This is a genomic window from Streptomyces graminofaciens (assembly GCF_030294945.1).
Lineage (GTDB): Bacteria > Actinomycetota > Actinomycetes > Streptomycetales > Streptomycetaceae > Streptomyces > Streptomyces graminofaciens.
In genome coordinates, this window is sequence record NZ_AP018448.1 from 8880358 (window position 1) to 8906120 (window position 25763).

The 25763-nt window shown below is 72.2% G+C and carries 19 protein-coding genes; 9 read left to right on the forward strand and 10 right to left on the reverse strand.

Features of this window, described 5'->3' with window-relative positions; all coding sequences use genetic code 11:
- Window positions 1–2: 2 nt before the first annotated feature.
- The 7 genes from SGFS_RS39060 (at window position 3) to SGFS_RS39090 (ending at window position 7494) form a co-directional block, all read left to right on the forward strand.
- The gene (locus SGFS_RS39060; RefSeq protein ID WP_286256939.1) at window positions 3–758 is read left to right on the forward strand and encodes an SDR family NAD(P)-dependent oxidoreductase; all 756 of its coding nucleotides are present in this window, start codon (window positions 3–5) and stop codon (window positions 756–758) included.
- Window positions 759–802: 44 nt separating this feature from the next.
- On the forward strand, window positions 803–1105 hold the full coding sequence (locus SGFS_RS39065) for a YciI family protein (RefSeq protein WP_286256940.1): 303 nt from the start codon (window positions 803–805) through the stop codon (window positions 1103–1105).
- Between the two features lie 251 nt (window positions 1106–1356).
- Window positions 1357–2703, forward strand: coding sequence for an aminotransferase-like domain-containing protein (locus tag SGFS_RS39070; RefSeq protein WP_286256941.1), 1347 nt, complete (start codon window positions 1357–1359; stop codon window positions 2701–2703).
- Window positions 2700–3965 (forward strand): ATP-grasp domain-containing protein, encoded by a 1266-nt coding sequence (locus SGFS_RS39075; protein ID WP_286256942.1) that lies wholly within the window; start codon window positions 2700–2702, stop codon window positions 3963–3965. The genes SGFS_RS39070 and SGFS_RS39075 overlap by 4 nt, the downstream gene beginning before the upstream one ends.
- A gap of 55 nt (window positions 3966–4020) precedes the next feature.
- Window positions 4021–5130, forward strand: coding sequence for an LLM class flavin-dependent oxidoreductase (locus tag SGFS_RS39080; protein ID WP_286256943.1), 1110 nt, complete (start codon window positions 4021–4023; stop codon window positions 5128–5130).
- Window positions 5131–5220: 90 nt separating this feature from the next.
- Complete coding sequence (locus SGFS_RS39085; RefSeq protein ID WP_286256944.1) at window positions 5221–5697, forward strand: flavin reductase family protein; 477 nt, start codon at window positions 5221–5223, stop codon at window positions 5695–5697.
- Between the two features lie 840 nt (window positions 5698–6537).
- Entirely contained in the window at window positions 6538–7494 is a 957-nt protein-coding gene (locus tag SGFS_RS39090; RefSeq protein ID WP_286256945.1) for a ScbA/BarX family gamma-butyrolactone biosynthesis protein, read from the forward strand.
- Between the two features lie 305 nt (window positions 7495–7799).
- Here SGFS_RS39090 and kstD read toward each other — a convergent pair whose 3' ends face one another.
- Complete coding sequence (gene kstD, locus SGFS_RS39095) at window positions 7800–9596, reverse strand: 3-oxosteroid 1-dehydrogenase (RefSeq protein ID WP_286256946.1); 1797 nt, start codon at window positions 9594–9596, stop codon at window positions 7800–7802.
- A 549-nt stretch (window positions 9597–10145) separates the two neighbouring features.
- On the opposite strand from kstD, the gene SGFS_RS39100 reads away from it, so the two are divergent.
- Window positions 10146–11057: an alpha/beta fold hydrolase gene (locus tag SGFS_RS39100; protein ID WP_286256947.1), complete on the forward strand. Its 912-nt coding sequence runs from the start codon at window positions 10146–10148 to the stop codon at window positions 11055–11057.
- Between the two features lie 67 nt (window positions 11058–11124).
- Here the strand turns inward: SGFS_RS39100 and fxsT are convergent, their stop codons facing one another.
- The 5 genes from fxsT to SGFS_RS39125 form a co-directional block, all read right to left on the reverse strand.
- Window positions 11125–15063, reverse strand: a complete 3939-nt coding sequence (gene fxsT / locus SGFS_RS39105; protein ID WP_286256948.1) for an FxSxx-COOH system tetratricopeptide repeat protein — start codon at window positions 15061–15063, stop codon at window positions 11125–11127.
- Complete coding sequence (locus SGFS_RS39110) at window positions 15060–16355, reverse strand: TIR-like protein FxsC (RefSeq protein WP_286256950.1); 1296 nt, start codon at window positions 16353–16355, stop codon at window positions 15060–15062. Before SGFS_RS39110 ends, fxsT begins: the two co-directional genes overlap by 4 nt.
- A 27-nt stretch (window positions 16356–16382) precedes the next feature.
- A complete protein-coding gene (locus SGFS_RS39115; protein ID WP_286256951.1) occupies window positions 16383–17153 on the reverse strand; it encodes an AAC(3) family N-acetyltransferase in 771 nt (256 codons plus the stop codon).
- Window positions 17146–19278, reverse strand: coding sequence for a radical SAM/SPASM protein FxsBH, inactivated beta-hydroxylase extension form (fxsBH, locus tag SGFS_RS39120; protein WP_286260288.1), 2133 nt, complete (start codon window positions 19276–19278; stop codon window positions 17146–17148). The genes SGFS_RS39115 and fxsBH overlap by 8 nt, the downstream gene beginning before the upstream one ends.
- A 114-nt stretch (window positions 19279–19392) precedes the next feature.
- Complete coding sequence (locus SGFS_RS39125) at window positions 19393–19557, reverse strand: hypothetical protein (protein WP_286256952.1); 165 nt, start codon at window positions 19555–19557, stop codon at window positions 19393–19395.
- 468 nt (window positions 19558–20025) lie between these two features.
- Between SGFS_RS39125 and SGFS_RS39130 the strand changes: the two genes are divergently transcribed.
- The gene (locus SGFS_RS39130; protein ID WP_286256954.1) at window positions 20026–20937 is read left to right on the forward strand and encodes a DUF4231 domain-containing protein; all 912 of its coding nucleotides are present in this window, start codon (window positions 20026–20028) and stop codon (window positions 20935–20937) included.
- A 25-nt stretch (window positions 20938–20962) separates the two neighbouring features.
- On the opposite strand, the gene SGFS_RS39135 is transcribed toward SGFS_RS39130, so the two are convergent.
- From SGFS_RS39135 to SGFS_RS39150, 4 genes are all read right to left on the reverse strand, one after another.
- Window positions 20963–21451 (reverse strand): hypothetical protein, encoded by a 489-nt coding sequence (locus SGFS_RS39135; protein WP_286256955.1) that lies wholly within the window; start codon window positions 21449–21451, stop codon window positions 20963–20965.
- A 208-nt stretch (window positions 21452–21659) separates the two neighbouring features.
- Window positions 21660–22715 carry a rod shape-determining protein gene (locus SGFS_RS39140; protein WP_286256956.1) on the reverse strand — a complete coding sequence of 352 codons (1056 nt, stop codon included), beginning with the start codon at window positions 22713–22715 and terminating at the stop codon, window positions 21660–21662.
- 199 nt (window positions 22716–22914) lie between these two features.
- The gene (locus SGFS_RS39145; protein WP_286256957.1) at window positions 22915–24315 is read right to left on the reverse strand and encodes a carboxyl transferase domain-containing protein; all 1401 of its coding nucleotides are present in this window, start codon (window positions 24313–24315) and stop codon (window positions 22915–22917) included.
- The gene (locus SGFS_RS39150) at window positions 24308–25759 is read right to left on the reverse strand and encodes an acyl-CoA synthetase (RefSeq protein WP_286256958.1); all 1452 of its coding nucleotides are present in this window, start codon (window positions 25757–25759) and stop codon (window positions 24308–24310) included. Before SGFS_RS39150 ends, SGFS_RS39145 begins: the two co-directional genes overlap by 8 nt.
- Window positions 25760–25763 lie beyond the last annotated feature (4 nt).

The following is a 25763-nucleotide window of genomic DNA, read 5'->3' on the forward strand; positions in this document are numbered from 1 at the left end:
ACATGTCCGCACCCACCCCCCGCACCGCACTCCTCGTCGGAGCCGCCGGCGGCATTCTCAAGGAGGTCTCGCGCAAGCTCGCCGAGGAGGGCCACACGCTCGTCCTGTTCGACCGGGACGCGGAGGCCGTGGGCCGGCTCGCCGAGGAGCTGGGGCAGCTCACGAAGGTCGAGGCCGTCGTCGGTGACATCACCGACATCCCGGCGGCGGAACGCCAACTCGCCGACATCGTCGACCGGTTCGCCCCGTCGATCCTCGTCAACGGTGTCGGCGGCGACACCCGGGTCATCGGCTACGCCGACCTCACCACCGACCACTTCGACCAGTCGTTCCTGGAGAACGTGGTCAGCAGCTGGATCGCGATCAAGGTGTGCGCCCCGCGCATGGCCGCCGACGGCTACGGCCGCATCGTCAACTTCGCCTCGGCGGGCGGCCGTACGTACAGCCACTTCAACAACGCCGCCTACGTCGGGGCCAAGGCCGCCGTCATCGGTATGACCAAGCAGATGGCCTACGAGCTCGCCCCGACCGGGGTCGTCGTCAACGTCGTCGCCCACGGGCCCATCGCCACCGAGCGGGTCGCCGGCGCGTTCGAGCGGCGTGATCCGGCACAGCGGGCGGCCGTCCTGGCCAAGCTGCCGACGGGCCGCTACGGCACCGTCGCCGAGGCGGTCGGCAGCGTGCTCCACCTCTGCTCCGAGAGCGCCGGCTACTCGACCGGGTCCGTCATCGACATCAACGGCGGCCTCTACATGTGAGTCCCGCCCCCGCCCGCCCCCACATCGTGACACCGGAGATTTCCATGGCGAAGTTCGTCGTCGAGTTCGAGTACAACGTCGACCGTGCGGGCCGGGAGCATCTGCACCCCGCCCACACCGACTATCTGCGGGCCCTCACCGAGAGCGGTGTACTGCTGCTCGCCGGGCCGCTGGTGGACACCAACGGGGGTCTGCTGGTCTACGAGGCCGAGGACGGCGACGCGTTGCAGCGGATCCTGGACGCCGAGCCCTACGTCACGGGCGGCATCGTCTGCCACATCCGTATCCGGCAGTGGGCGCCCGGCAAGGGGACGTGGGTTGCGGCGCGACGTCAGGCAGTGGCCTGAGCCCGACGGGTTTCTCGCCCCCGCCGCCCCCTCCGCCGCCCTCTCCGCCGCCCCCCAACCCGTCCCATCCCTGGGGGCTGCGCTCCCAGCCCTCGCTCTCAGCCCCCCGGCCCTCAGCCCCCGCCCTCAGCCCTCCCGCCCCAGCCCCCTCGCCCCAGCCCCCTGCTCTCGGCCCGAACGGCCTCGTACTCAAGCGCCGGACGGGCTGACCAAGCAAGCCTCGAGCAAGCCTCCCGAAAGGACCGACTGACGTGCTCCTGACGCCAGTTCAGCAGACCACCGCCAACCCCCTGCGCCGCGAAGCGCTGCACGCCGGCATCGTCGATCCGGGTATGGACTCGATGCGCCTGCTCAGCGAGACCGCGATGAGGTTTCCCGAAGCGTTGTCGTTCTCGTCGGGGGCGCCCCACGACGGCACCCACGACCTCGCGAAGCTCTCGTACCACGTCGACCGGTACATCGCGCATCTGCGGGAGAAGGGGGTGCCCGAACAGCGCATCACCCGGCTGCACTTCCAGTACGGACCCGTCAACGGGTTCATCCAGGAGGAAGTGGCGCGGATGCTCGCCAAGGACGAGGACATCGATGTCGCGCCCGAGGCGATCATGATCACGCACGGCTTCCAGGAGGCTGCGCTCGTCGCCCTGCGAGGGCTGTTCCGCTCGCCCGACGACGTGTTGCTGTCCGTGTCCCCGGCGTATGTCGGTATCCGTGGGGCCGCGCGCATGCTGGACATCCCCGTCAAGGGCATCACCGAGGGGCCGGCCGGGCTCGAACCGGAGGCCGTGGCCGCCGCCGTGCGTGCCGTACGTGCCGAGGGCAAGCGGCCCGCCGCGCTCTACCTGGTCCCCGACTTCTCCAACCCGTCCGGCACGGTCGTACCGCTCGAGGCCCGGCGCCGGCTGCTCGCGCTGGCCGCCGAGGAGGGGTTCACCATCCTGGAGGACAACCCGTACGGGCTGTTCGCGAGCGACGAGGAGCGGCTGCCGACGCTGAAGTCGCTGGACACGCGGGGTGACGTCGTCTACCTCGGTTCCTTCGCCAAGTCCGCGTTCCCCGGTGCCCGGCTCGGCTATCTGGTCGGTGACCGTGAGGTGGTCGGCGAGGACGGGGCGCGGCGCACCCTCGCGCAGGAGCTCTCCAAGGCCAAGGCGATGTTCACGGTCGGCTCGTCCTCGCTCTCCCAGGCGGCGATCGGCGGCATCCTCGTCGACGCCGGCCACGACCTGCGCTCCGCCACCCGCGATCTGGCCGCCGTCTACCAGGAACGGCTCGCCGCCACCCTCGACGCCCTCGCCGAGCACTTCCCGCCCGAGCGGTACGCCGAGCACGGCGTGCGCTGGAACCGGCCGCGCGGCGGCTTCTTCCTGGTCGTCGAGGTGCCCTTCGAGGCCGACCTCGTCGCCATGGAACGCTCCGCCCGCGACTACGCCGTCAGCTGGGCGCCGATGAGCATGTTCCACCTCGAAGGCGGCGGCGAACGCGCCCTGCGCCTCGGCTTCAGCAACCTCACCCCCGCCGCGATCCGCGAGGGCATCGCCCGCCTGGCCCGCTTCATCGAGGACGAGTCCACGTCCACCCCGGAGGCCACATCATGAGCAACAACCCCACCCGCCCCGTCGCCGTCGTCGTCGACGGCTACTCCGCCGGCAACTTCTACCCCGCCGCCTTCGCCGCCTACGGCACGGACGTCGTCCACGTCCAGTCCACCCCGGAGCTGATCCCGGCGATGGCGCCGCCGGACCTCACCGCATACCGGGAGAACATCGTCGGCCACGGCGACGAGGCCGCCCTGGTCGAGCGGTTGCGCGCCCTCGGGCCCGTGTGCGTGATCGCCGGGCAGGAGTCGTCCGTGCCGCTCGCCGACCGGCTGAGCGAGGCGGTCGGCGTCCCCTCGAACGGTTCCGCGCTGTCGTCGGCCCGCCGCGACAAGTACGAGATGATCGAGACGCTGCGCCGGGCCGGGGTGCGCTGCGCACGGCAGTTCAAGACCGACGACCCGGACGCGGCGGTCGACTGGGCCGACGACCACGGCAGTTACCCGGTCGTCGTCAAGCCGCTCAGCTCGGCGGCCTCCGACGGCGTCTTCGTCTGCGACGGCCCCGACGCGGTGCGCGCCGCCGCCCGGACCGTCCTCGACGCCCCGAACATGTTCGGCCTCGCCAACACCGAGATCCTCGTGCAGTCCTACCTCAAGGGCACCGAGTACATCGTCGACACCGTCAGCTGCGGCGGCGAGCGGTACGTCTGCGGGGTCTGGGAGTACGAGAAGACGCTGCTGCCGTCCGGCAAGAACATCTACAACCGCGACCTCCTCGCCGACCCGGACGACAACCCCGTGGTCGCCGCGCTCACCTCGTACGTCGACGAGGTCCTCGCCGCGCTCGGCGTCGCCTGGGGACCGGCCCACGCCGAGGTCATCGTCACCGACGAGGGCCCCGTCCTGGTCGAGATCGGCACCCGCCTCAACGGCAACATCAACGCGCCCTTCCACGACGTGTGCCTCGGCCACAACCAGGCGGCGCTCACCGCGCGGGCGTACACCCGGCCCGAGGAGTTCCGCGCCGAGTACGCCGGCCGGACGTACGCCCGGCTGCAACCGGCCGTCGTCTACAACACCCCGACCGAGCTGGACGGCGTGGTGGAGTCCGTCGACGAGACGGCCGTCGCGGAGATCCGCGGTCTGGAGAGCGTGTTCTTCGCGGCGGTCAAGTTCGGCCCCGGCGCCCGCATCAAGCCCACGGTCGACCTGCTGACCAGCTCCCTGCGCGTGTTCCTCACCGCACCGGACGACACGACCCTGACGGCCGACTACGAGAAGGTCCGCTCCCTGAAGGACGCGGTGTACCGCGTCGCCTGACCCTCCATCAACTTCCCTTCTTCTTTCGGTACTTACATCCTCGGAGGCATCTGTCATGCACAGCCGTATCGGTCTCTTCCTGTCCCCCGTCCACGAGACCGGCCAGGACCCGCACCTGGCGATCCGCCGGAACCTGGACCTCGTCGAGTACGTCGACGACCTCAACTTCGACGAGGCGTGGTTCGGTGAGCACCACACGCTGGGCTGGGGTCTGGTCGGGGCGCCCGAGACGCTGATAGCCGCCGCTTCGCAGCGCACGACCCAGATCAAGCTGGCCCACGGTGTCGTACCGCTCTCCGGCCACCACCCCTTCCACGTGGCGAGCCGGGCCGTCCACCTCGACCACCTCACGCGCGGCCGTTACATCCTGGGCGTCGGCCCGGGCGTGCCCTTCGACGCGAAGATGTTCGGCCTGGAGCAGCCGGTGCAGCGCCGCCGCCTGGAGGAGGCCCTGCCGACGGTCCTCGAACTCGTCAACGGCGACGAGCGGATCACCCAGCAGACGGACTGGTTCGACCTGCGCGACGCCAAGCTCCAGCTGCCCCGCTTCAGCCCGCAGGGCATCGAGGTCGCCGTCGCCACGTCCGGAACCTCGCAGTCCAGCCCGCGCCTGATCGGCCAGTACGGCCTGAGCATGACGTCGTTCGCGCTCCCCTTCGCCCTCCTCACACCGGGCGCGCCCGCGCACATCAACCTCGCCCACCAGTGGAAGTACGCGGAGGAGTCCGCCGCCGAGCACGGCCAGACCCTGGACCGCGACAAGTGGCGGATCGCGCTGCCGGTGCATGTGGCGGAGACCCGCGAGGAGGCGTACGCGGACGTCCGCGAGGGCTACGACCGCTGGCTGTTCGAGTACTTCGGCAAGGCGGCCGGGCGTGACGTCCTCAGCCCCGACGTGCCGCGCGAGAAGGCGCTGGAGGCCCGGGTCGAGGCGGGCGGCGCGCTCGTCGGCTCGGTGGACGACGTGGTCGCCGGCATCGAACGGCTCCACGAGATCACCGGCGGCTTCGGCACGCTCCTCGTCTACGTCGCCGACTGGACGTCCTGGGAGAAGACCAACCGCAGCATGGAACTGCTGGCTCGCTACGTCGCGCCGCGCATCACCGGCTCGGCGGCGCGCCCGCAGGAGGCGGTGGACTTCGCGATCGCGAGCCGCAAGAAGTAGGCGGAGCCCCGAAGAGGCCTTCTCGCCACGCCGGGCCGTTCGTCGGCCCGGCAGGGCGTCCCACCCGACCCACGCGATCGGAAAGAACTCATGCTGGAGCAACGCTCGTTCCGCGACATACTCGGCCGGTTCACCACGGGAGTGGTACTGGTCACCGCAGACACGGCCGAGGGCCCCAAGGGCATGGCGGTCAACTCCTTCACCTCCGTCTCGCTGACCCCGCCGCTGGTCGCCCTGTGCGCCGCGGACACCTCCTCGACCTGGCCGGCCATCCGCGCCGCCGGCTCCTTCGCGGTCACGATCCTCGGCGACCGGCACGCGGAACTCTGCCGCCTGTTCAGCACGAAGGGCGCCGACCGCTTCGCCGCCGGTGACTGGTCGACCACCCGCGCCGGCCACCCCATCCCCGCCGACGGCCTCGGCTGGCTGGACTGCCGCATCACCACGGTCCATCCGGCGGGCGACCACGAGTTGGTCATCGCCGAAGCCCTGGGGGGTGCCCTGACCGAACAGGCGGACCCCCTGGTGTTCCACGCCGGCCGCTTCACGGCGCTGGCGGCGGCCTGAGCCGGACCCCGACGTGGCCCGGCCGGGCCCAGGGCCTCGGCTCGGCACCCTGGTCCGGCTCCAGTTCCGGCTCCAGTTCCAGTTCCAGTTCCGGCTCTGGTTCCGATTCCGGCTCCAGTTCCGGTTTCCGGCTCCGGGCTTGGCGCCCCGGTCGGTTCCGGCTCCCGACTCCTGGCTTCCGGTTCGGCGGCCTGGTTCCGTCCGGCTCCCGGTTCGGTGGCCTGGCGGTCGGCCCTGGACGTGGCTCAGGTCCTGGTCCAGCTCGGACTCCGGACTCCGGACTCCGGACTCCGGGTTCCGGTTCGGTGGCTCGATCGGTCCGGCTCCCTACCTGGGTTGGTCGGCTCCCGGCCCGGCCCGGGTCGGTTCGGCTCCCGGTCCGGTGGGGCGGCGGCTCCGGCCTCGGTCTGCCTCGGCCCCTGTCCTGGTGTCGGCCCCCGACCGAGGCCCGGCTCTCCCGGCTCAGGCCCGGGGCCCAGCTCGGGCATCGGCTCCCCGGCCCCCCCCGGCCCGACGGTCCGGTGCGGCCCGACGGTCCCGTGCGGCCCCGGTCTCGGGCCGACGGTCCAGCAGTCCAGCGGTGTCCGGCGATCGGGTTCGGTGCCGGCCCAGCCGGTGGCCGCCCGGCATCGCCCGACTCCTCCCGTCCGCCGGGCCGAGGCCACCGGCGTCCTCGGCCCGCACCGGACCGGACCGGACCAGCCCGGACCGCACCGGACCGGCCCGCACCGGACTGGACCGGCCCGCACCGGACTGGACCGGCCCGCCCGGCAGGGCACCGGCACCCGCACCGGATCCGGTTCGTGCCCCGCGTCGACGCCCACGAGAAAGGCAACCTGCGTGTCCCTCACCGATCCCACACTCACCATGCCCCTGCCGCCGGATGCCAGGGACGAGGCCGACCTCCACTTCGTGCGGACCGCCCCACGCCATCTCGTCGACCGCAGCGCGGTGGCCGAGGTACTGATCACGGACTGGCGGCGGCTGGGCCCCGACACGTTCCGGCTGGGCGCGCAGTGGCCGCGGGGGCACCACTTCTACGCGCCCATCGCCGGCGCCTGGTACGACCCCCTGCTCGCCGCGGAGTCACTGCGGCAGGCGTCCGTCCTGGTCGGGCAGACGTACTACGGGGTCCCGGCGGAACATCACTTCACCATAGCCGAACTGGAGTTCGAGGTCGTGCCGGGTGCCATCCTGCTCGGCACCCGCCCCGCCGAGGTGCGCCTCGAGGTCGCCGCCACGGACGTACGGCGTCGGCACGGCACCCCGACCGCGCTCACTCTGGAGGCCGACCTCCTGCGCGGCGGCGACTTCGCCGGTGCCGGACGGCTGACCCTGCACGCGACGCCTCCCCGCGACCCCGCCGCAGGGGAGGGCGGCGGGTACCCGCCCCTGCCCGACCCTGTCCCGCCGGCGATCGTGGGCCGTCTCGACGAACGCGATGTCGTCCTCGGTGTCCCCGCCTCCGCCGGTGCCCGCCGGGGGCTGGTCTGGGACCTGCGGATCGACCCCGGTCACCCGGTGCTCTTCGACCACCCCACCGACGAGATCCCCGGCATGGTCCTGGTGGAGGCCGCCCGCCAGGCCGTCCAGGCGGCCTGCGCCCCGTACCGCGTACTCCCCGTGGAACTGCGCAGCGCCTTCCACTTCCCCCTCACCCTGTCCGCCCCCTGCCACATCTCCGCCACGCGGCTCCCCGCGCAGGACGCGAGCGAGGACGCCGCCGTCCGGGTCACCGCCTGGCAGTCCGGGCGCCTGGCGTTCGACAGCCTGGTGGTGGCGAGCCTGTGCGACTGAGCGCGGGCCCGCGCTCTCCGCCCCCGCCGCCCCTACCCGTCCCATCCCCAGGGGCTCCGCCCCTGTGGCCCCGACAAGTTCCCGGGGCGGGTGGGGATGGCCACGAGCCCGGGTGGCTGGGCCGTTTGTCGGCTGCGGGCGGGTGGGGGGTTGCTCGCGCAGTTCCCCGCGCCCCCAAAAGCAACGGCCCGAGCAACCACGACGCTCCCGCACCCCCCACACAACCCCACCCCCCCACGCAACCCCACCCGCCACACAACCCCACCCGCCACACAACCCCACCCACCGAGCTCCAAGGTGGACGGTCAAAGGCGCCCCGCCACATGCATCGCCGCCACATACCCGAACGTCATCGCAGGCCCGATCGTCGACCCGGCGCCCGCGTAACTCCGCCCCATCACCGCCGCACTCGCGTTCCCCGCCGCGTACAACCCCCGGATCACCGAGCCGTCCCCCCGCAACACCCTCCCCTTCGCATCGGTGACCAGCCCGCCCTTCGTACCGAGATCCCCCGGCACGATCCGGAACGCGTAGTACGGAGGCAGCCACAACGGAGCCAGACAGGAGTTCGGCTGGATCGACGGATCCGTGTAGTAGTGGTCGTACGCACTGTCCCCACGCCCGAAATCGACGTCGTCCCCCTGCCGCGCAAGGGAGTTGAAACGATCGACGGTCGTGCGCAGCGCCCCCGCCGGCACACCGATCGACCCGGCGAGGGCATCCAGCGTCCACGCCTTGTGAACGGCCCCGGAGTCGTACCACGCCTGCGGGAAGGGCAACGTCGGCGCGACATCCTTGAAGAGATACCGGTTGCGATAGTTCTGGTCGACGATCAGCCAGGCCGGGATGTGCGAGGCACCCGGGGTGTCCCGCTCGTACATCGTGTGGACGACATCGCTGTAGGGCGCCGCCTCGTTCACGAACCGCGCCCCCGCCGCGTTGACGAACAGGCCGCCGGGCAGGGTGCGTTCGGCGAGACAGAACCACGGCTGGTCGGGCAGCGGAATCGCGGGCCCCCACCAGGCGTCGTCCATCAGCCCCAGCGCACCGCCGACGACTTGACCGGCCCGTATCCCGTCCCCCGTGTTCTCCTTCGCTCCCACGGTCCACGCGGTCCCGATCGGCGCCTCCTGGTACTGCCCCCGCATCGCCGCGTTGTGCTCGAAGCCGCCGGAGCCGACGATCACACCGCGCCGGGCGCGGACGAGACCGGGAGAGCCGTTCTTCGTGACCACCGCCCCGGTGACGGCCCCGCCCTCCACGTACAGCTCGGTCAAGGGGGTGCCGAGCCACACGGGCACGTCCGCGGCGAGGAGCCCGGCGCGCAGCCCGGCCGCCAGCGACTGCCCCATGGTGAGCGGCTTCTGCCCGAGCAGCGCGGCCTTCGTGCCCCGCGCGAGACATTCGGTGGCCACGGCGAGCCCCTTCGCGCTCACGGCCGTCAGCGCGAGCCACTTGTAGTCGGCGCTGAAGACGACCATCCCGGCGGGGGTCGACAGATACGCGGGGTTGAGCCGGGCCAGTTCCGCGCCCAGGATGTTCCCGTCGAGCTGGTCGGGCTCGATGGACCGGCCGCCCGGCAGACCGCCGGGCAGGTCGGGGTAGTAGTCGCTGTACCCCTCCATCCACCGGAACCGCAGCGGACTGTTGGCCATGACGAACGACAGCATGGCGGGCCCGTGGTCCAGGAACGCCTTCTGCCGGTCGGCGGGCACGTCGTTCCCCACCACCGCCGCGAGATAGGCGGCCGCCTTGGCCGGGGTGTCGGGCACGCCCGCCGCGAGGATCACGGAGTTGTTGGGTATCCAGATCCCCGCCCCCGACCGCGCCGCCGACCCCCCGAAGGTCCCCGCCTTCTCCACGACGACACAGCTCAGCCCCTGCTTGGCGGCGGTCAGCGCGGCGGTCATACCGGCGGCCCCGGACCCGATGACGACGATGTCGTACGTGCCGAGGAGGGGCGGAGCGGCGGCATGGGCGACCTGGGGCAACGCGCCGGCGGCGAGGCCGAGACCGGCTCCGGCCGTGCTGCCGATGACCCGACGGCGAGAAGGGCCCGCCACCCAGGACGTACGTCTGACAGGTTCCGCGCTCTCGGGCATCGCAGGTCGCTCCAGCCTGGTGAAGGAGTGGAAGGCGTGCTGTTCCCCGGGAGGCGGGGGCTCGCGTCCCGGGTTGTGGTGCGATGTGGTGCGATGTGCGGTGCGGAGTCTCGAATGTGGCGTGAAGAAAAGGTGAAGTCAAGACGTGTGGGCGGTCCGGACCAAGACGCTCGCCTCTCCCGCCACTCCCATGGCGTGCCCCGTATGCGCCGTGCTGGTCGTCGATACAGCTGCTCGTCGATACAGCTGGGCATCGACACGCGCGGCCGTACGGCTCCCGGCGCGGCTCGTTGGGCATGTGGCGGCGCTCGGGGTATGACATCACCGTCGTCGCGTTTCGTTGGGCGTTCTGGGTCCCCCGCCCCCTGTCGCCCCATCCAACGCCTTCGTCGCGCAGGGCCTCGCGTCAGCGGGGCCTCGATGTCCGATGAACGCCCAACTCACTTGATCTTGAGCTAGGTTGGCAGGGAAAGGTGGCGTTGTCCGGCCGCAGGGGACGTGTTCCGGCAGCGAGGGTCCCGGTCCGCGGGCCAGGAGAGGGGAAGCGCTGTGCAGGACCTGGTGCCGACGCGGGACCGCGTCCGGGCGGCGGACGGGCGGCAACTGCGCGTCGAGTGCTCGGGAGACCCCCACGGGCGCCCCGTCTTCCTGCTGCACGGCATGCCCGGCAGCCGGGTGGGCCCCAGACCCCGCCCCATGGTCCTGTACCACAGAGGCGTGCGCCTGATCAGCTTCGACCGCCCCGGGTACGGCGGCTCCGACCGCAACCCCGGCCGCCGCGTCGTGGACGGCGTGGAGGACGTGACCGCGGTCGCCGACGCCCTGGGGGTGGGCCGGTTCGCCGTCGTCGGCCGCTCCGGCGGCGCCCCGCACGCCCTGGCCTGCGCGGCTCTGCTGCCCGGCCGGGTCACCCGCGCGGCCGCCCTCGTCACCCTCGCGCCCCGCGACGCGCAGGGCCTCGACTGGTTCAAGGGGATGGCGCCCTCCAACGTAGAGGAGTTCGAGACGGCGCTCCACAACCCCCAGCTCTTCGCCTCCCGGCTGATCCCGCGCTCCGCCGCGATCCGCTCCGCCCCGGCCCAGCTGCTGGAGGAACTGCGGCGGGACCTGACCCCCGACGACCGCCGGATCGTCTCCGACGACGGCATCCGCTCCATGCTGATGCGCAACTACTACGAGGCGCTGCGCACCTCACCGTACGGCTGGATCGACGACGCGATCGCGCTGACCGGCCCCTGGGGGTTCGACCCGGCCGGGATCAAGGTGCCGGTGATGCTGTGGCACGGCAAGGAGGACGTCTTCTCCCCGGTCTCCCACTCGAACTGGCTCGCCGATCGCATTCCTCAAGCCATTTCTGTGGTGGAACCGGGCGCGGCCCACTTCGCCGCGTTGCGCGCGCTGCCGGGGGTGCTGGACTGGCTGCTGGCCGACAGGCGGACGCCGGACACGCCGTTCGCCTGACCCGCACCACCCCCGGCGGACGCCGGACACGCCGTTCGCCGGTGCTCGCACCACCCCCGTCTCCCTCTCAGATGGCCAGCGGCTCCAGATCCCGGTACACCCGGCGTTCCTGGCCCACCAGATTCGAGATGCCGTTCGCCTCGCCCAACTGCCTCGCCTGTCGGGAGAGTTCGCCGACGACCTTCGCGCGCAGCCGGTCCGCCTCCTCGGCCTGTCCGAGCGCGCGCAGCGTCAGAGTGGAGTTGGCGGCCACAGCCAGGTACTCGGGATGCGTCGAGCCGAGCACCTCCTCAAGGGTGTCCCGGGCGAGCTTCTCCAGGGCCCAGGCCTCCTCCAGCCGGCCCTGTTCGGCCAGGACGTTCGCGTAGTTGGCACGGCAGAAGAGCGCCTGGGGATGCTTGTCGCTCAGCTGTTGCGCCATACGGGTCATCACCTGCCGGAACGCCGCCTCCGCCTTGTCGACGTCCTCGCAGGCCCAGTGGTAGATGCCCAGGTTGTTGAGCGCGGCCTGGGTGTACGGGTGGTCCTGTCCCGGCACCCTCATGTACTCGGCCAGCACCTCCTGAGCCAGCTGCCGGGCCTCCTCCCGCTGGTCGGCGGCGTACAGGTCGGCCGCCAGGTTCAGGTTGCAGGCGAGCAGATCGGGGTTGTTCGCGTCGTACTGGGCGCGGTACTGCTCACGGGTCGCCGCCGTCAGGCGGTGCGCGTCCTCGAACCTGCCCGCCCGGCGCAGCGACACGGCCAGCGACTTCGCGCAGCTGAGTGTGCCGGGGAAGTCCTTGCCGAGCACCCGCTTGTGGGTCTCGTACGCATCCGACAGCAGCGCCACCGACTCGGTGTACCGGCCCACCTCGCGCAGGTCGCGGCCGAGGCTCGTGATCGAGGACAGGGTGTAGGGGTGGTCGGGGCCGAGCACTTCCACGCGGCGGTTGTAGGTTTCCTGGTCGACGTCCACGGCGTCGCCGTAGCGGCCGAGCATGCGCAGGGCCAACGCCAGGTTGTTCGCCGCGTTGAGCGTCCGCGGGTGCGACTCGTGGAAGGTCCGGCTGAGCCCCTGATACGCCTCCTGGGCCAGCTCGACCGCGCTGTTGTAATCGCCGAGGGCCGCGCAGTCGGCGGCGAGGGAGGACGTGGTGATCAAGGTGTGGGCGTCGTAGAGGCCGAAGACCCGCCGCTGACGGTCCAACAGCTCCTGGTCGACCGCCCTGGCCTCCACATAACGTCCTTGGGAGCGCAGCACGTTGGCGAGCTGGCAGCGCAGATACAGGTACTGCCGGTCGTCCTCGCCGAGCACGGGCTTCCAGTGCTCCAGCAGGCTCTCGGCCAGACGCTGTGCGTCCGGGAAGGCTCCCCGCTTCCACAGGTAGCGGACCCGGTCGATGAGCAGGCGGCGGGGTTCGCTCTCCGCGCAGTCGCGGATGAGCGAGGCTCCCAGGTGAGGCCAGATGGCCGCGAAAATCGGCCAGGTGTAGGGGTCGTCGGTGGGTTCGTCGTCGTCGGGCCGGGCGGCCGCGAGGACGGAGTGGACGACGTGCCGGGCGTGCTCCTGCTCCTCCTCGCTGAGCTGGGAGCGGATCACGGCCTGGACCAGCCGGTGGATCTGCATGCTCTTGCCGACCTGGTCGACATTGGCCAGCGCGAAGTTGGCGATCTCACGGATGACCCGGCCCAGCATCAGGCTGTCCTGAAGCTTCGGGTCCACCTTCCGCAGCTCGTCGCGCATCTCCTTGCTGTAGAGCAGACGCGAGGAGATCGGCTCGGCCGCCATGAACGCGCACAGTTGGAGCAGCCGTACCGAAGCCGGAGACCGCTCTTTCAGCTGGGCGATGGAGATGTTCCAGGTCGCGGCCACCGTCTCCGGATATCCGGGGGGTGTGTTGAGGGCCAGTACCTGGGTGGTCTGCTCGGCGAGCAGATCCAGGTACTCCTCGACCGGGGTGGCGGTCTCCGCGAGCCAGGCCGCCGCCTGCTCCACGGCCAGCGGCAGATCGCCCACGGCCTCCGCGACCTTGTCGGCCTCCTCCGGGGTCAGGCCGGGCGCCCGCAGCGAGAGGTGTTCGACGCTCTCCTGGCGCAGGAACACGTCGACGGGCAGTGAGGCACCGTGCTGCGTCCAGGTCTGGTTGCGAGAGGTGACCAGGATGTGCCCGCCGCCGCTCTGCGGGAAGAAACGGGTCAACCTCTTGGGGTCGTCGGCGTTGTCGAAGATCAGGAGCCATCGGGTGGTCGGCGTTCCCCGGGCGAGCATCCGCACGGTCTCGTCGCTGGCCAGAGCCATGTCGTCGCCGCCGGGCACACCGATCCTGGAGCCGAGCTCGGCGAGCGTGGCCATGACGTTCTCGATGCGCTCGGCGTCGATCCACCACACCAGGTCGTAGTCGGCGACGAACCGGTGCACGTACTCCAGGGCCACCTGCGTCTTGCCGACGCCACCGAGCCCGAACAGGGCCTGCGGACGCGGCAGCACGACGGACACACCGCTGCGGAGCTGCTCGCGCAGCTGGTCGAGGATCACGCCCCGGCCGGTGAAGGTCATGTTGCGCTGGGGCGCGTTCCAGATGTCCGGTGTCCGGCCCGGGAAGCGGAGGGCCGACGTGCTGGGGGCCACGGTCTGGGCCGGCAGCCGCAGGGCGTCGAGGAGACCGCTGATACCCCCCGCCTCGTCCAGCCGGTGCAGGTCCAGCAGATCGGTGGCGCGGCCGGTCGGCCGGACCTCCTCGACCCGTGCCTGGGCCCACACGGCGGTCGGCGCGTTCTTGACGGCCTCGGCGAGGACCTGGCGGACCGCCTCCGCGTTGCGTGACTTCAGGAAGGCCTGCGACACCAGGGAGAGGACGCGGGTCTCCGGGGCGGGCCGCTCCGGCGGCCCGGCGGCCACGTCGTGCAGGGTGACCCGGCCGCCGGAGCGCTTCAGCACGTCCTCGGCCCACTCCGCCCACATGCGGTTCTCCGCCGCGTACAACACCAGGACGTCCACCACGGTCTTCGCCGGAGGCTGCCGGGTGAACGCCTCCAGACAGCGCAGCCGCACCGGCTCGGGCACCGGCGGCAGCTGGGTGACCTCGCCGTCGGAGAGTCTCGCCGTGAGCCGTTCGAAGGCGGACAGCAGGGTGTTCGCGTTGCCGCTCTGGTCGCCGACGGTCGCGAGGGTCTCCTCGTACGCGTAGTACGGCTTGTACGGGATCTCGACCGCGCCCCAGTACCTGGCCAGCTCCTCGGGGCTCAGCTCCTCCCCGCCGGGCCCCTTGGGCAGTCCGTCGAACTTCAGCCGGGCCAGCGCCCGCCCCGCGTCGGCCTTCTCCTTCTCGCCCTCGTCGATGCGCATCGGCACCGGCAGCACCCTGATCTGCCGTCTGCGGTACCCGTCGCCCACCTGGTGCGCCACGGCGGCGGCGCCGTCCAGTGCCTGGCCGCTGAGGGTGAAGCAGGCGACGAGGAGGTCGGGCAGGTGGAGCGTGCAGATGTCCGCGTTGTCGGACAGGCCTGTCCGGCTGTCGATGAGGACGTAGTCGTACGACGCCTTCATGTCGTCGCGCAGCGCGTCCAGGAACAGGCCGCCGCCCAGCCGCTCGTAGAAGTTGTCCCACTCGAAGGTCGACACCGTCGCCGAGTACTCGCGGTTCTGCCTTCCCGCGGACAGGAAGTCGAGTGAGCCGCCCTCCGGGAAGGACAGGCCGAACGGTTCGGGGTCGAGCGAGATGGCGTGCGCCTCGACGTGGGCGTAGTCCCGGTGCCACGGACCGGAGCGGGGGCGGTCCGAGGTCGCTGCCCAGCAGTATTCGGTGATCACGTCGATCACGCCCGAGGTGGCGGCGAGCGCGCCGAGGTCGAGGAACGGCTCGAAGAAGCGGTGCAGACCCGGCGCCTCCAGGTCCCAGTCGACGGCCAGCACCCGTTTGCCGTTGGCGGCGAGGATCCAGGCCGTGTTGGCCAGGGCCATCGTGCGACCCGTACCGCCCTTGTACGAGTAGAAGGTGATGATCCGTCCGTCGCGCCCGGTCGTCATGCTTCTCCTCGGTGGTCGGGATGGTGCGGGTGGATGGGGCCCCTGAGACGGGGCCTCTCGTGCCGCAGGCCTTCGGGTGGATGTGCGTCGGCGTGCTTGAGGTACTGCTGGGTCAGGTGCGCCATGACCGCCGGCAGCACATCGGTGAACGCCTTCAGCGTGGGTACGCCGTTGACCGCGATCCGGGAGTCGGTGCGGCGGCCGCGCTCCAGGATCAGGGGGAGGGTGCGCTCCAATTCTGCCTTGATCCGGCGTCCCTCCTCGCCTTCGCAGAGCACGTCCGCGCGGTTCCAGGGGATCACGGCGGCGACCCAGGGCCGGGAGTTCGCGTCGAACGCCTTGAGCCTGCGCCGACGTTCCTCGTCGAGGACCGCCCAGCAGTCGACGAGCAGGAGAGCCGGGTGGCCGGACGAGGGCTTGTCCGTACGGGTGTCGGCCTCGCCCATGGCGAGGTCGTCGTCGAAGTCCGACACCGTGATCCGGTAGTCCAACGACCGGATCAACTCCTCGGCCAGCTCGGGCAGCGGGCGCGTCGTCTCGTTGTGGTACGGGTTCCACGTGAGGGCGCTCTCGCCGTACGGCTGGGTGCCGCGATGTCCGTCGACGGTGCGGCGGGTGGGCGCGGCCACGCTGAGGTGGACGCGGCGCGGTCCGTCGCCCGGTGTCCGGAAGGCGCTCGGGGTGGCGGCGAGGGGCCGGGGTTCGCCGGGCGGCAGCGGCGTCTCCCGGGCGGTCCGCACGATCCGCTGGGCCAGCGCGAACACGGTCTCCTCGTACTCGTCCCGTAATCGCCTGAGCTTGATCAACCCGTAGATGCCCTGGGTCCGATAGCGCTCCCCGGTCGTCGGCTCGACCGGGACGTGCCGTAAGGGGTCGGGCAGCCGGTCGAGGTCGACCCGGCTCCACAGCACGGGGACGACGGGCCGTATGTGCCCGGCGCCGGCGGCACTGGCCCGGAGTACGCGCGCGTTGAAGGCGAACCACTCGCGGCCGCAGGTCTCGCTGGCGAAGTAGCGCGGGGAGTACAGCGGCACGAACACCCGGCAGTGCGCCAGGTTGGTGGCGATCCGCTGCTTTTGGCCCTCGCCGGTGGGTGACGCGCGGTCCATGAAGCCGGCGGTGGCGCCGTCGCAGTCCGTCAGCGCCTGGACATGCTCGCAGAGGTCCTTGAAGAGGGTGTGCACCCAGTGGTCCGGGTCGCCGGCGCCCGGCTCCGAGGCAGGCGAGCGGGCGTAACTCAGATAGAAATAGGGCCGCTGGTCGGCCGCGGCCCATCCCCGCTCAGGAGTCACCCGTTGTCCCCCTGTCCGCTGACGTCCTCAACTCCGGCGATTCCTGGACATCTCGACTTGGATGATGTCCACAGTCTCTCGCATCGCGCAGAGAATCAACGGCCTTCCCGCGAATTCTCCGGTCGACACGTGAGAGTCGGGCAGCCGCGCCCCGAGCGCGGCGAAGTCGCTGTCGTCCAGCACGGCGTCCTCGTACGAGATCCAGTTGCCCTTCGTGCCCACCACACAGCGGTACGTCCGCAGCGCCGGTGGCGGTGTCGTCCGGTACTCGGCGAGGTGGAACGCGGTGCACACGTCGAAGCCCACGCGGAGGAGGAGGATCTGGGCGTCCGCCGCGTACAGCCGGGCCAGGGGGGAGCGTTCGCCGAGGTGGCAGTGCGGGTCGTGGTCGGCGAGCAGTTCGGCGGCCCGGGGCCCGAGCGCGGCGAACGAGGTCTGCGGGTGGAGGCTGCGGACCGCGCCGGGGGTCGTGCGTACGTGTTCGGCGAGCGCGCCCACGGTCGGGCTGCAGGGCGTGGCGTCCGGCTCGAACGGCGGCATGGAAGCGCGGAACACCGCCTTCTCCGCCTCGGTCATGCCGGCGGTGTGGTCGCGGTAGGCGCGGGAGGAGTCGGAGTTCTCCGGGGTGAAGGCGGGCACGACGAGGGTGCCGTCGGGGCCGAGGACGTCCAGCAGGGTGTCGCACACGGCGGCGGGGGCGAGGCCGCTGCCGCTGAGTGAGGCGTGCACCATGAGGACGCCGCCGCGTCTGACGCCCAGTCGTTCCAGACCGGGGCGGAGCAGGGTGGGTTCAGACATGGAGAGCCGACCACTCCATCCGTAGTTCGTTGGCCAAGTGGGCGCCGCTCTCGGTGAGTTCGGACTCCGGGCGGGCGGCCAGTTCGGCCAGTGCGAGACCTGCGCGGGCCCGGGCCTCGGGGGCCCGGGACGACGACGCTACCGCTCTGCCGATGTGTTCACTGGCGATCTCCAGGAGTTGACCGGCCCGGGTGCCCGGCACGTTCAGATCGGCGACCTGGCGCAGCGCGGTCAGCCGCGCCCGGCGGGCCAGCGGCGGCAGCCGGCGGGCGAACGCCTCCGGTGTGAAGTCGACGGCCACGCCGAGCGCGCCGAGGCCACCGGCCCCCAGCCGCAGCCCGGAACCGGCCGCGAGCGGGGTGATCGTGGTGGTGGCGGGCGCGTTGACGCCCTGCCACCAGGCGGGGTCGCGCGAGTCCAGGAGCGCGTACGCCGTCCTCAGTCGCTCCCGGAAGGCGCCGAGGGCGAAGGCGCCCAGGGGCTCGGCGGCGGGCTCCGGGTAGCAGTCGCGGTACGGGTCGGCGTCGTCGAGCAGGACGACCGGACCGTGCGGGAGGTCCAGGTGCGTGAGCGGCCGCCACCGCGTCTCGTCCCGCAGGGGATCGGTGCCGTTCACCCGGAAGCCGTCGCCGTCCACCGTGATCTCGACGCGGCCGGGCCGTGACAGTCGTACGGTCCCCAGCGTCGGCAGATATATGTCCGGAACCGGCTGTTCCCAGGCGAGGGTCGCCGTCACCCGGGCGCATACCGCGGCGGCCGTCGCGATCGCCATGAAGCGGGGGAGGTCCAAGCGGTCCTCACGGGAGCGGAGCAGGGCCGGCCGGAGATACGGATGGGCGAGGACCGCGTCGAGGTGCGGGCCGGTCGTGTCGTCGGAGTCCAGGCGGACCAGCAGTCGCCAGACCGCGTCCCAGTCGGGGGACCCGGCGTGGCGGTCGTTCAGCTCGGCCAGCAGGTCGCGGTCCAACTCCCGCTGGGCGAGCCACAGTTCGTCGGCGCCGGTGACCGCCGGAGCCAGCGGGCGCTCGGTGATCCGCTCGGCGACCCCCTCGACGAACGCCCGCAGGTCCACGCAGTAGACGGACGGGTTGTCGAAGCCGTTGCGGGAGCTGTACCGGTGGGCGTACAGCCCTCCGCCGCAGGACTCGACGACGGGACAGCGTCGGCAGGTCTCGCTGACGCCGCCGATGCCCGACCGGCGGGCCCGGACCCCGGGATGCGCGGCGAACTCCTCGAAGCCGTGCCGGAAGACGTCGTAGCCGGTGGCCGGGGCGCCCTCGTACGCCGTCTTCAGCGAGTCGGCCTGTTCGAACATGCCGTCGGTCTCCACGACCGCGAGGTCCGCCGGGGCGAGCCCCATCGCCTCGGTCAGGGAGGGGCCGCCGCGCAGGGTGCTGAGCACCGAGGCGAAGACCCGCACCGGCATGGGGCGGCCCTGTCGCTCCCAGCGGTCGAAGACGGCGAGCAGCCAGTCCGCGTACGGGGTGCCCGGGTTCGAGCGGCCCGGCGGCGGGGTCTCCCAGGTGGCGTGCGGCAGGAGGTAGTCGATGCGGGGCGGGTCGAGGGCGCTCAGCGCGTCGTGCACCGCCACCGGGTCGTTGGCCACGTCGACGGTGCACAGCAGCCCCTGGTAGAGGTGCCGGTACTCCGGGAGGCGCAGGAGTTCCAGCCCGCGCAGGACCCGGTCGTGGCTGCTGCGGCCGCGGTGGTCGCGCCGATGGCGGTCGTTGGCGACGCGGTCGCCGTCGAGGGAGACGCCGACCTTGACGTCGAACTCCTTGAAGACCTCCAGATGCGCTCGGGTCAGGCGCACGCCGTTGGTGTGGATGTGGAGGTCGAGGGTGGTGGACGGGGGCATGGCCCGGGTCAGTTCCGCACAGATACGGCGCAGCCGGGCCGGGCCGGCGAGGAGGGGTTCACCGCCGTGCAGGACGACGGCGACCGAGTCGAGCCGCTGCGCTCGGGCGTACTGGGCGAGCCGGCGGGCCACCTGACGGAGCGTCTCCTCGGAGATGAGGACGGGCCGGTTCCGCCAGCTCTGGTCCGCGTGTTCGTACACGTAACAGTGGTCGCAGGCGAGGTCGCATCTGCTGTGCACCTTGAGGACCAGTTGCTGGATCGGCATGTGCGTCACCCCCACTCCTTGCGGCTCGCGCCTCCCGGCTGCGGCGGGTCCCCTGTCGAGGGCCACCGAACCTCCGGATGGCGCACAAGAGTTGGAGTGCTCGCGCACCTGGGGTCAGAGGGACGAGTTGAAGGAGACCGGCAGCGTGCGCCGTCCGCGGACGGCGGTGACGCGATCGGTGGACCGGGCGCTTCCGGTGCCGCGCGCGCCGATCGCCGTGGGGCGTCCCGGGCGGGTGGTGACCGGGTGGCTGGTGTTTTTCTTGCTCGGCGAGTCCATGTTTGTTTGCTTCACCTTGGATTCGGGGGCCGGGCCTCGACCGCGGGGCGGCGAAAACTCCGGCACTGGAGTCAGGGGTGGCGCAGGACGAAGTGCGACAAGAGCAAGGCCGCACGCTCATTTTCGCAGGCCCCCGCCGGGGTGGGCAATGCGTACCAGGGCTGAGCGCGGGTCGACTTCGAGCCATGCGGTGCCGCCGGCCGTGGGCGGGTCGGGTACGGGTCGTCGTGGTTGCTCGCGTGGTTCCCCGCGCCCCTTGAAGGCACAGGCCCTGCGGACCTGAAAGATCAGGGGCGCAGCCCCGGCTTCTCAAGGGCGCGGGGAACCGCGTGACCACCCCCCACCCACCCGCACCCGACAACGCACCCCCATCCGCTCCCCCGCGGAGGCGGGGTGGCACTTTTCCATGATTGACGAGAGCATGACCGTCCTGTTCCCCTCGGCTTCCAGTGCCCGTGCGAGGTCTCCATGGCTGCGACGCCCGGCCCGAGCACCACGGTGAGTGACCGTGACCTGCCTCCGCTGTTCCGCCTCTGCGACGAGCAGGCGCTGGCCCATCAGGGCGAGTCCTTCCGGGTCGTCCGCACCCAACTGGTCGTCCTGCTGCTCGCCACCGGCACCGCCTCCCTGGCCGAGCGCGTCGACAGCCACATCCCCTCGACGGTCGCCGCCGTCCTCTACGCCCTGACCATCGGGATCGGCGTCCGCGTCTCCCGCCGCCGCGCCCGCGTCCACTGGCAGGCCCACCGCGCCGCCGCCGAGGTCGTCAAGTCCCTGGCCTGGCAGTACATGGCCCACGGCGGCCCCTTCCACTCCCGGCTCGCCCACCCCGACGCCCTGTTCGCCCAACGCCTGGAGGAACGCCTCAGCGAACTGCGCAAGGTCGGCTGGGAGGACGTGCGCGAGGACCCCGCCGACATGGGCGTCGCCCAGATCACCCCCGCCATGCGGGCCGTACGAGCCAAGCCGTTCGCGGCCCGCCGGGAGATCTACCTCCGCGACCGCGTGCTGGAACAGCTCATCTGGTACGGCAACAGTGCCGGGCAGGCCCACGAGGCCTCCGCCCGCTGGTCCGGCCTGACGGCCGCGCTGACCTCGCTGGCCCTGCTCGCCGCCGTACTGCGCGCCTTCGGCGTCATCGACGGCTGGGACCCGACCGGCCTCCTCAGTGCCGCCGCCGCGGCCGGTGTGGCCTGGCAGGAGGTCCGCCGCCACCGCCCGCTCACCTACGCCCACAAACTCGTCGAACAGGACCTCGACACCCTGCGCATCGCCATGAGCACCACCGTCACCGAGGAGGCCTGGCCGGACACGGTCGCGGAGGCGGAGCGGCTGGTCTCACCGCAGCACACGGACTGGCTCGTACGGTTCGGATCCTGACGACGCGCGAAGTGTGAGGGGAGCCTCAGGGGCGCCGTACGCCCGGGTTCCACAGGACCGTCACCGGCACCCCCGCGCGGCGCGCGTACGCCACGATGTCGGCCGTGCCGCCGAGGCCCCGGGACGGGGCGCCGTCCCACACGGCGATCATGCGGTCGGCCCGGTCGACGATGTACCGGCCGGCCGCGTCGTACGCCTCCTCGTGCGTGCGCTCGTACGGCAGTTCCACCCGCTCGGCGCAGCACTTGAGGATGCGGCGGTACGACGTCCGTACGTCGTCGTCGCCGAGATGGGTCTCGTAGTCCATGCCGGGGATCACGGCGGTCAGCGGAGCGCCGCACTCCAGGGCGATCTCCGCGAACACCTGATCGGCGCCGGCGGCGAGACTGCTCAGCGCCCACGGCGACACGGCGGCCAGCAGCTCCGCGCGGATGCCCGAGCGGACCACGGACAGGGCGGCATCGGGAATCTGTCGGTGTCCGGTGATACCGATCCGGGTCACGGGCCCTGGCATCCGTGCGCTCACCTCCGTGGCCGCGGTCGTCTAACTCACCCTATCGCCGGGGGACTTGCACGGAAATGACGCGTGGGCGTTCGGGCCGATCGGGCCGTTCCGAGGGCCGGTACGGTGGCGTTTTCGGCCCGATGGCAGGGCGGTACGGCTCAGTGCTGGTTCAGCCGCTCACCGGCTCAGTCGCCCCCCGGGCCAGTCGCCCACCGGCTCAGTCGCCCACCGGGTCGAGGGCGAGCGGCTCGATGCGGCCCTCCAGCATGGCGCCCACGCCGAGGGCCGCGCAGACATCGGGCCGTTCGGCGATGTGGACGGGCATGCCGGTCGCGTGGCGGAGCATCTGGTCGAAGCCGGGCAGCAGGGCGCTGCCGCCGACCATCATGATCCCCCGGTCGGCGAGGTCGGCCACGAGGTCCGGCGGGCAGTCGCGCAGCACGTTGCCGATGCCGTCGACGACCGCGGTGAGCGGGGTCTGGATGGCGTCGCGCACGGCGGCCGTGTCCACCTGCACGGAACGGGCGAGCCCCGTCGCCACGTCCAGACCGTGGATCTCGGTGGAGGCCGGGCCGTGCGGGGTGAGGCCGTTGCCGGACAGGGCGAGCTGGAGCGGCCGTACGGACTGGCTGGGCAGGGTCAGCTCGTGCCGCAGCCGCAGATGCTGCACGATCGCGTGGTCGATGGCCTCGCCGCCGACGGGCACGCGGTCGGCGGTGACGATCGAGCCGAGGGAGAGCACGGCGAGCTGGGTGGCGGCGGCGCCGCACACCATGATCATGGTCGCTTCCGGCTGCTCGACGGGCAGCCCGCAGCCGACCGCCGCCGCGATCAGCGTGTCGACCAGCTCCACCCGGCGGGCGCCGAGGCCGACGAGGGTCTCGATGGTGGCGCGCTGGGCGAGCGGGTCGGCGTCGTGCGGGGTGCAGGCGGCGGCGCGGAGCACCGGCTTGCGGCGCAGCGTACGGCGGATCTTGTCGCCCAGCAGGTGGTGCAGCATGCGCTGGGCCATCTCGATGTCGACGACCGTGCCGCCGGAGACCGGCCGCACGACCCGGATGTAGTCGGGCGTACGGCCCGTCATCTTCTCCGCGAACTCCCCGACCGCGATCAGCGCGCCCGTCCGCGTGTTCACGGCGGCCACGCTCGGCTGGTCCACGACCAGCCCCGCGCCCTTCACATACACGCGGGTCCGGGCCGCGCCCAGATCGACCCCGAAGTGGCAGCGCCGCAGCTGCTCCAGGCTGGGGGTACTGGCGTTGTTGACGGCCATGGCAGATCCTCCCGAGAGCACAGACCGTGGGGCCGCCGTTGGTCGTCGGCGGTTCCTTGCGTGGGGGCCGCCGTCGGTTCGGTGGTCCCCTTGCATCGTGCGGGGAGAGACGACGGGGTGCCTGTTCGGCTGGGCCGGGCGGGGTGCGGCTGGACGGGTGGAACTTTGATGGGGGGTCAGGACGGGGGCGGAGGACCTCCTACGTGCCGGTGGCGGCCCGCACGATGCCTCGTACGACCCCCAGCTCCACCAGATCCTGCGGCCGCACCCGCAGATCGTCGGCCGTGGCCCGCACCCGCTCCTCCGGGCGCTTCAGGATCGCCGCCGCCAGTTCCGGGGCGATCACCGAGAAGTAGCTGTCGGGGGTGGCCCAGGTGTTGCCGGGGGCGGCCAGCGCGAGGGCGCCGCCCGAGCCGCCCTCGCCGATGAGGAGGGTGGTGATCGGGGTGCGGGCGGTGGCGACCGTGGTGAACAGGTCCGCGATGGCCGCGCCCGCACCCTGCCGCTCCGCCTCCGCGTCGTTCGCGGCGCCGGGGGTGTCCACCAGGGTGAGTACGGGGATGCCGAGGCGGTCGGCGAGGCGGATCAGACGGGTGGCGGTGCGGTAGCCGGCGGGGCGGGTGGCCGTGCCGCACTGCGCCGCGTAGGCGACCGTCCGTCCGGCGCGCTCGCCGAAGCCGCAGAGCATGCCGGGGTCGGTTCCGCCGGAGCGGTCCCCGCGGATGGGTGTGCGGTGGGTGAAGTAGGTGTCCAGGTAGGCCTCGGCGCGGGGGCGTCGGGGGGAGCGGGCGCGTTCCACCGCCTCCCAGCCGGTGGTGGGGAGCGGCTGGGGGTCGTTCGTGGTCGCTCGCGCCGCTTCGGGTGCGTGGGGCGTGGGCAGGTGGGCCGGTGTCGGGGCCGGTTCCTTCGACGGGTTCGTCAGGAGGCGAAGCCACCGGCCCAGGACCGGCCGCAGCTCCGCCGGCGGAACCACCGCGTCCGCCGCGCCCGCCGCCACCTGTGACTCCGCCGTGTACGCCGTCGGGTCCGCGTCGGACGGGCGGACCCGGGAGCCGGCGAAGCCGACCTGGGCGGCGGGGAGGGCGAGGACGACGTCGGCGCCCGCGCCCAGCGTCGCCCAGCCGCCGCCCGTGGTCGGGTCGCGCAGGACCGCGATCTGGGGCAGCCCCGCCTCCCTCGTCAGCGCCGACTGCCGGGCCACCCGCTGGAGTTGGGTGAGGGCGCGCATACCCTCCTGCATCCGGCTGCCGCCCGTCGCGACGAGCGAGACGACGGGCAGCCGGTGCTCGCGCGCGTACGCGTACGCCGACTCCAGGCGGTCACCGGTGCGTTCGCCGAGCGAGCCGCCGAGGAAGCCGAACTCGAAGGCGATCAGCACCGCCTGCGTACCCTCGACCCGAGCGGTGCCGCACACCACCGACTCCTCCTCGCCGGTGCGCTCGGCGGCACGTGCGCGGGAGTCGTCGTAGCCGGGCCAGGCGAGGGGGCCGTCGGGCGCGTACTCCCGTGCGGGGACCGAGAGTTCGGTGAATCCCTCACCCGCCGTCACCACCGCCACGGCCTCGCGGGCCGAGAGCCGTCGCCCCGCCGGGTCAGTCATGCTTCAGAGCCCGCTTCATGATCTTCCCCATGTCGTTGCGGGGGAGCGCGTCGAGGAAGCGTACGGTCCGGGGGCGCTTGTGCGGGGCCAGACGGGCGGCCACGTGGTCGGCCAACTCCTCGGTGTCCGGCGGTGATTGAGGGTCGCTCGGCACGATCCAGGCCACCACGCGTTCGCCCAGGTCGGCGTCCGGTTCCCCGGTGACCGCCGCCTCGCGCACCCCCGGGTGTTCGAGCAGCGCGTTCTCGATCTCGCCCGCCCCGATCTTGTAGCCGCCGCTCTTGATCAGGTCGGTGGCCTTGCGGCCGACGATGCGGACATAGCCGTCGGGGTCGCGGACCGCCATGTCGCCGGTGCGGAACCAGCCGTCCGCCGTGAACGCGGCCGCCGTCGCGTCCGGGCGGTTCAGATACTCGGAGAACAGGTTCGGGCCGCGCACCTGGATCTCGCCGACCGTCTCGCCGTCGTACGACGCCACCGGCGTCCCGTCCTCCTCGACCAGCCGCAGCTCCACGCCCGGCAGCGGTACGCCGACCGTTCCGGCGCGTGGTTCGCCGTCCGCTCGGACGCTCGTGTTCATCAGCGTCTCCGTCATGCCGTACCGCTCGATGACCCGCCGCCCGGTCGCCGCCGCGATCCGCTCGTGGTCGTGCACCGGCAGCGCGGCCGACCCCGAGACCAGCAGCCGCGCCCGGCCCAGCGCCTTCGCCAGCTCCGGGTCCTCGGGCAGGGACTCGGCGATCCGGTGGTACATCGTCGGCACCCCGAACAGCATCGTCGCGCCGCCCGCCAGTTCGCGCGCCACGCCCTCCGTCGAGAACCGGCCCAGATGGCGTACGGAGCCGCCGCGCCGCAGCGGGCCCAGGATGCCCAGCACCAGCCCGTGCACATGGAACAGCGGCAGACCGTGGACCAGTACGTCGTCCCCCGTCCACTGCCATGCGTCGGCGAGCGCGTCCAGGGTGGTGGCGAGGGCCCGGCGGGGGATGACGGCACCCTTGGGCGGGCCGGTGGTGCCGGAGGTGTAGACGACGAGGGCGGGGTCCTCGTCGCCCGCGTCCTCTGCGGGAGCCGGGTCCCCGGTGGCGTACACGTCGACGTCCACGCGCGCCAAGTCACCCAACGGGGAAGGGAGTTCGTCACCCGGCGCGGCCAGCACCAGCGTCGGCGCGCTGTCGGCCAGGATGTGGCCCAGCTCCTTCTCCCCGGACTTCGGGTTCAGCGGTACGGCCGCCACGCCCGCCCGGAGTGCCGCGACGACGGCCACGGCGGTCTCCAGCGCCGGGGTCGCCCACACGGCCACCCGGCCGCCCCCTCTGATCCGGTCCGCCAGAGCGCCGGTCGCGGCGGCCAGCTCCGCGTACGTCAAGGCACGGTCACCGAACCGCAGGGCGGGCCGGTCCGCCGGGGCGTCGCCGGTCAGGGCCGGGAAGAGAGGGGACACGGTC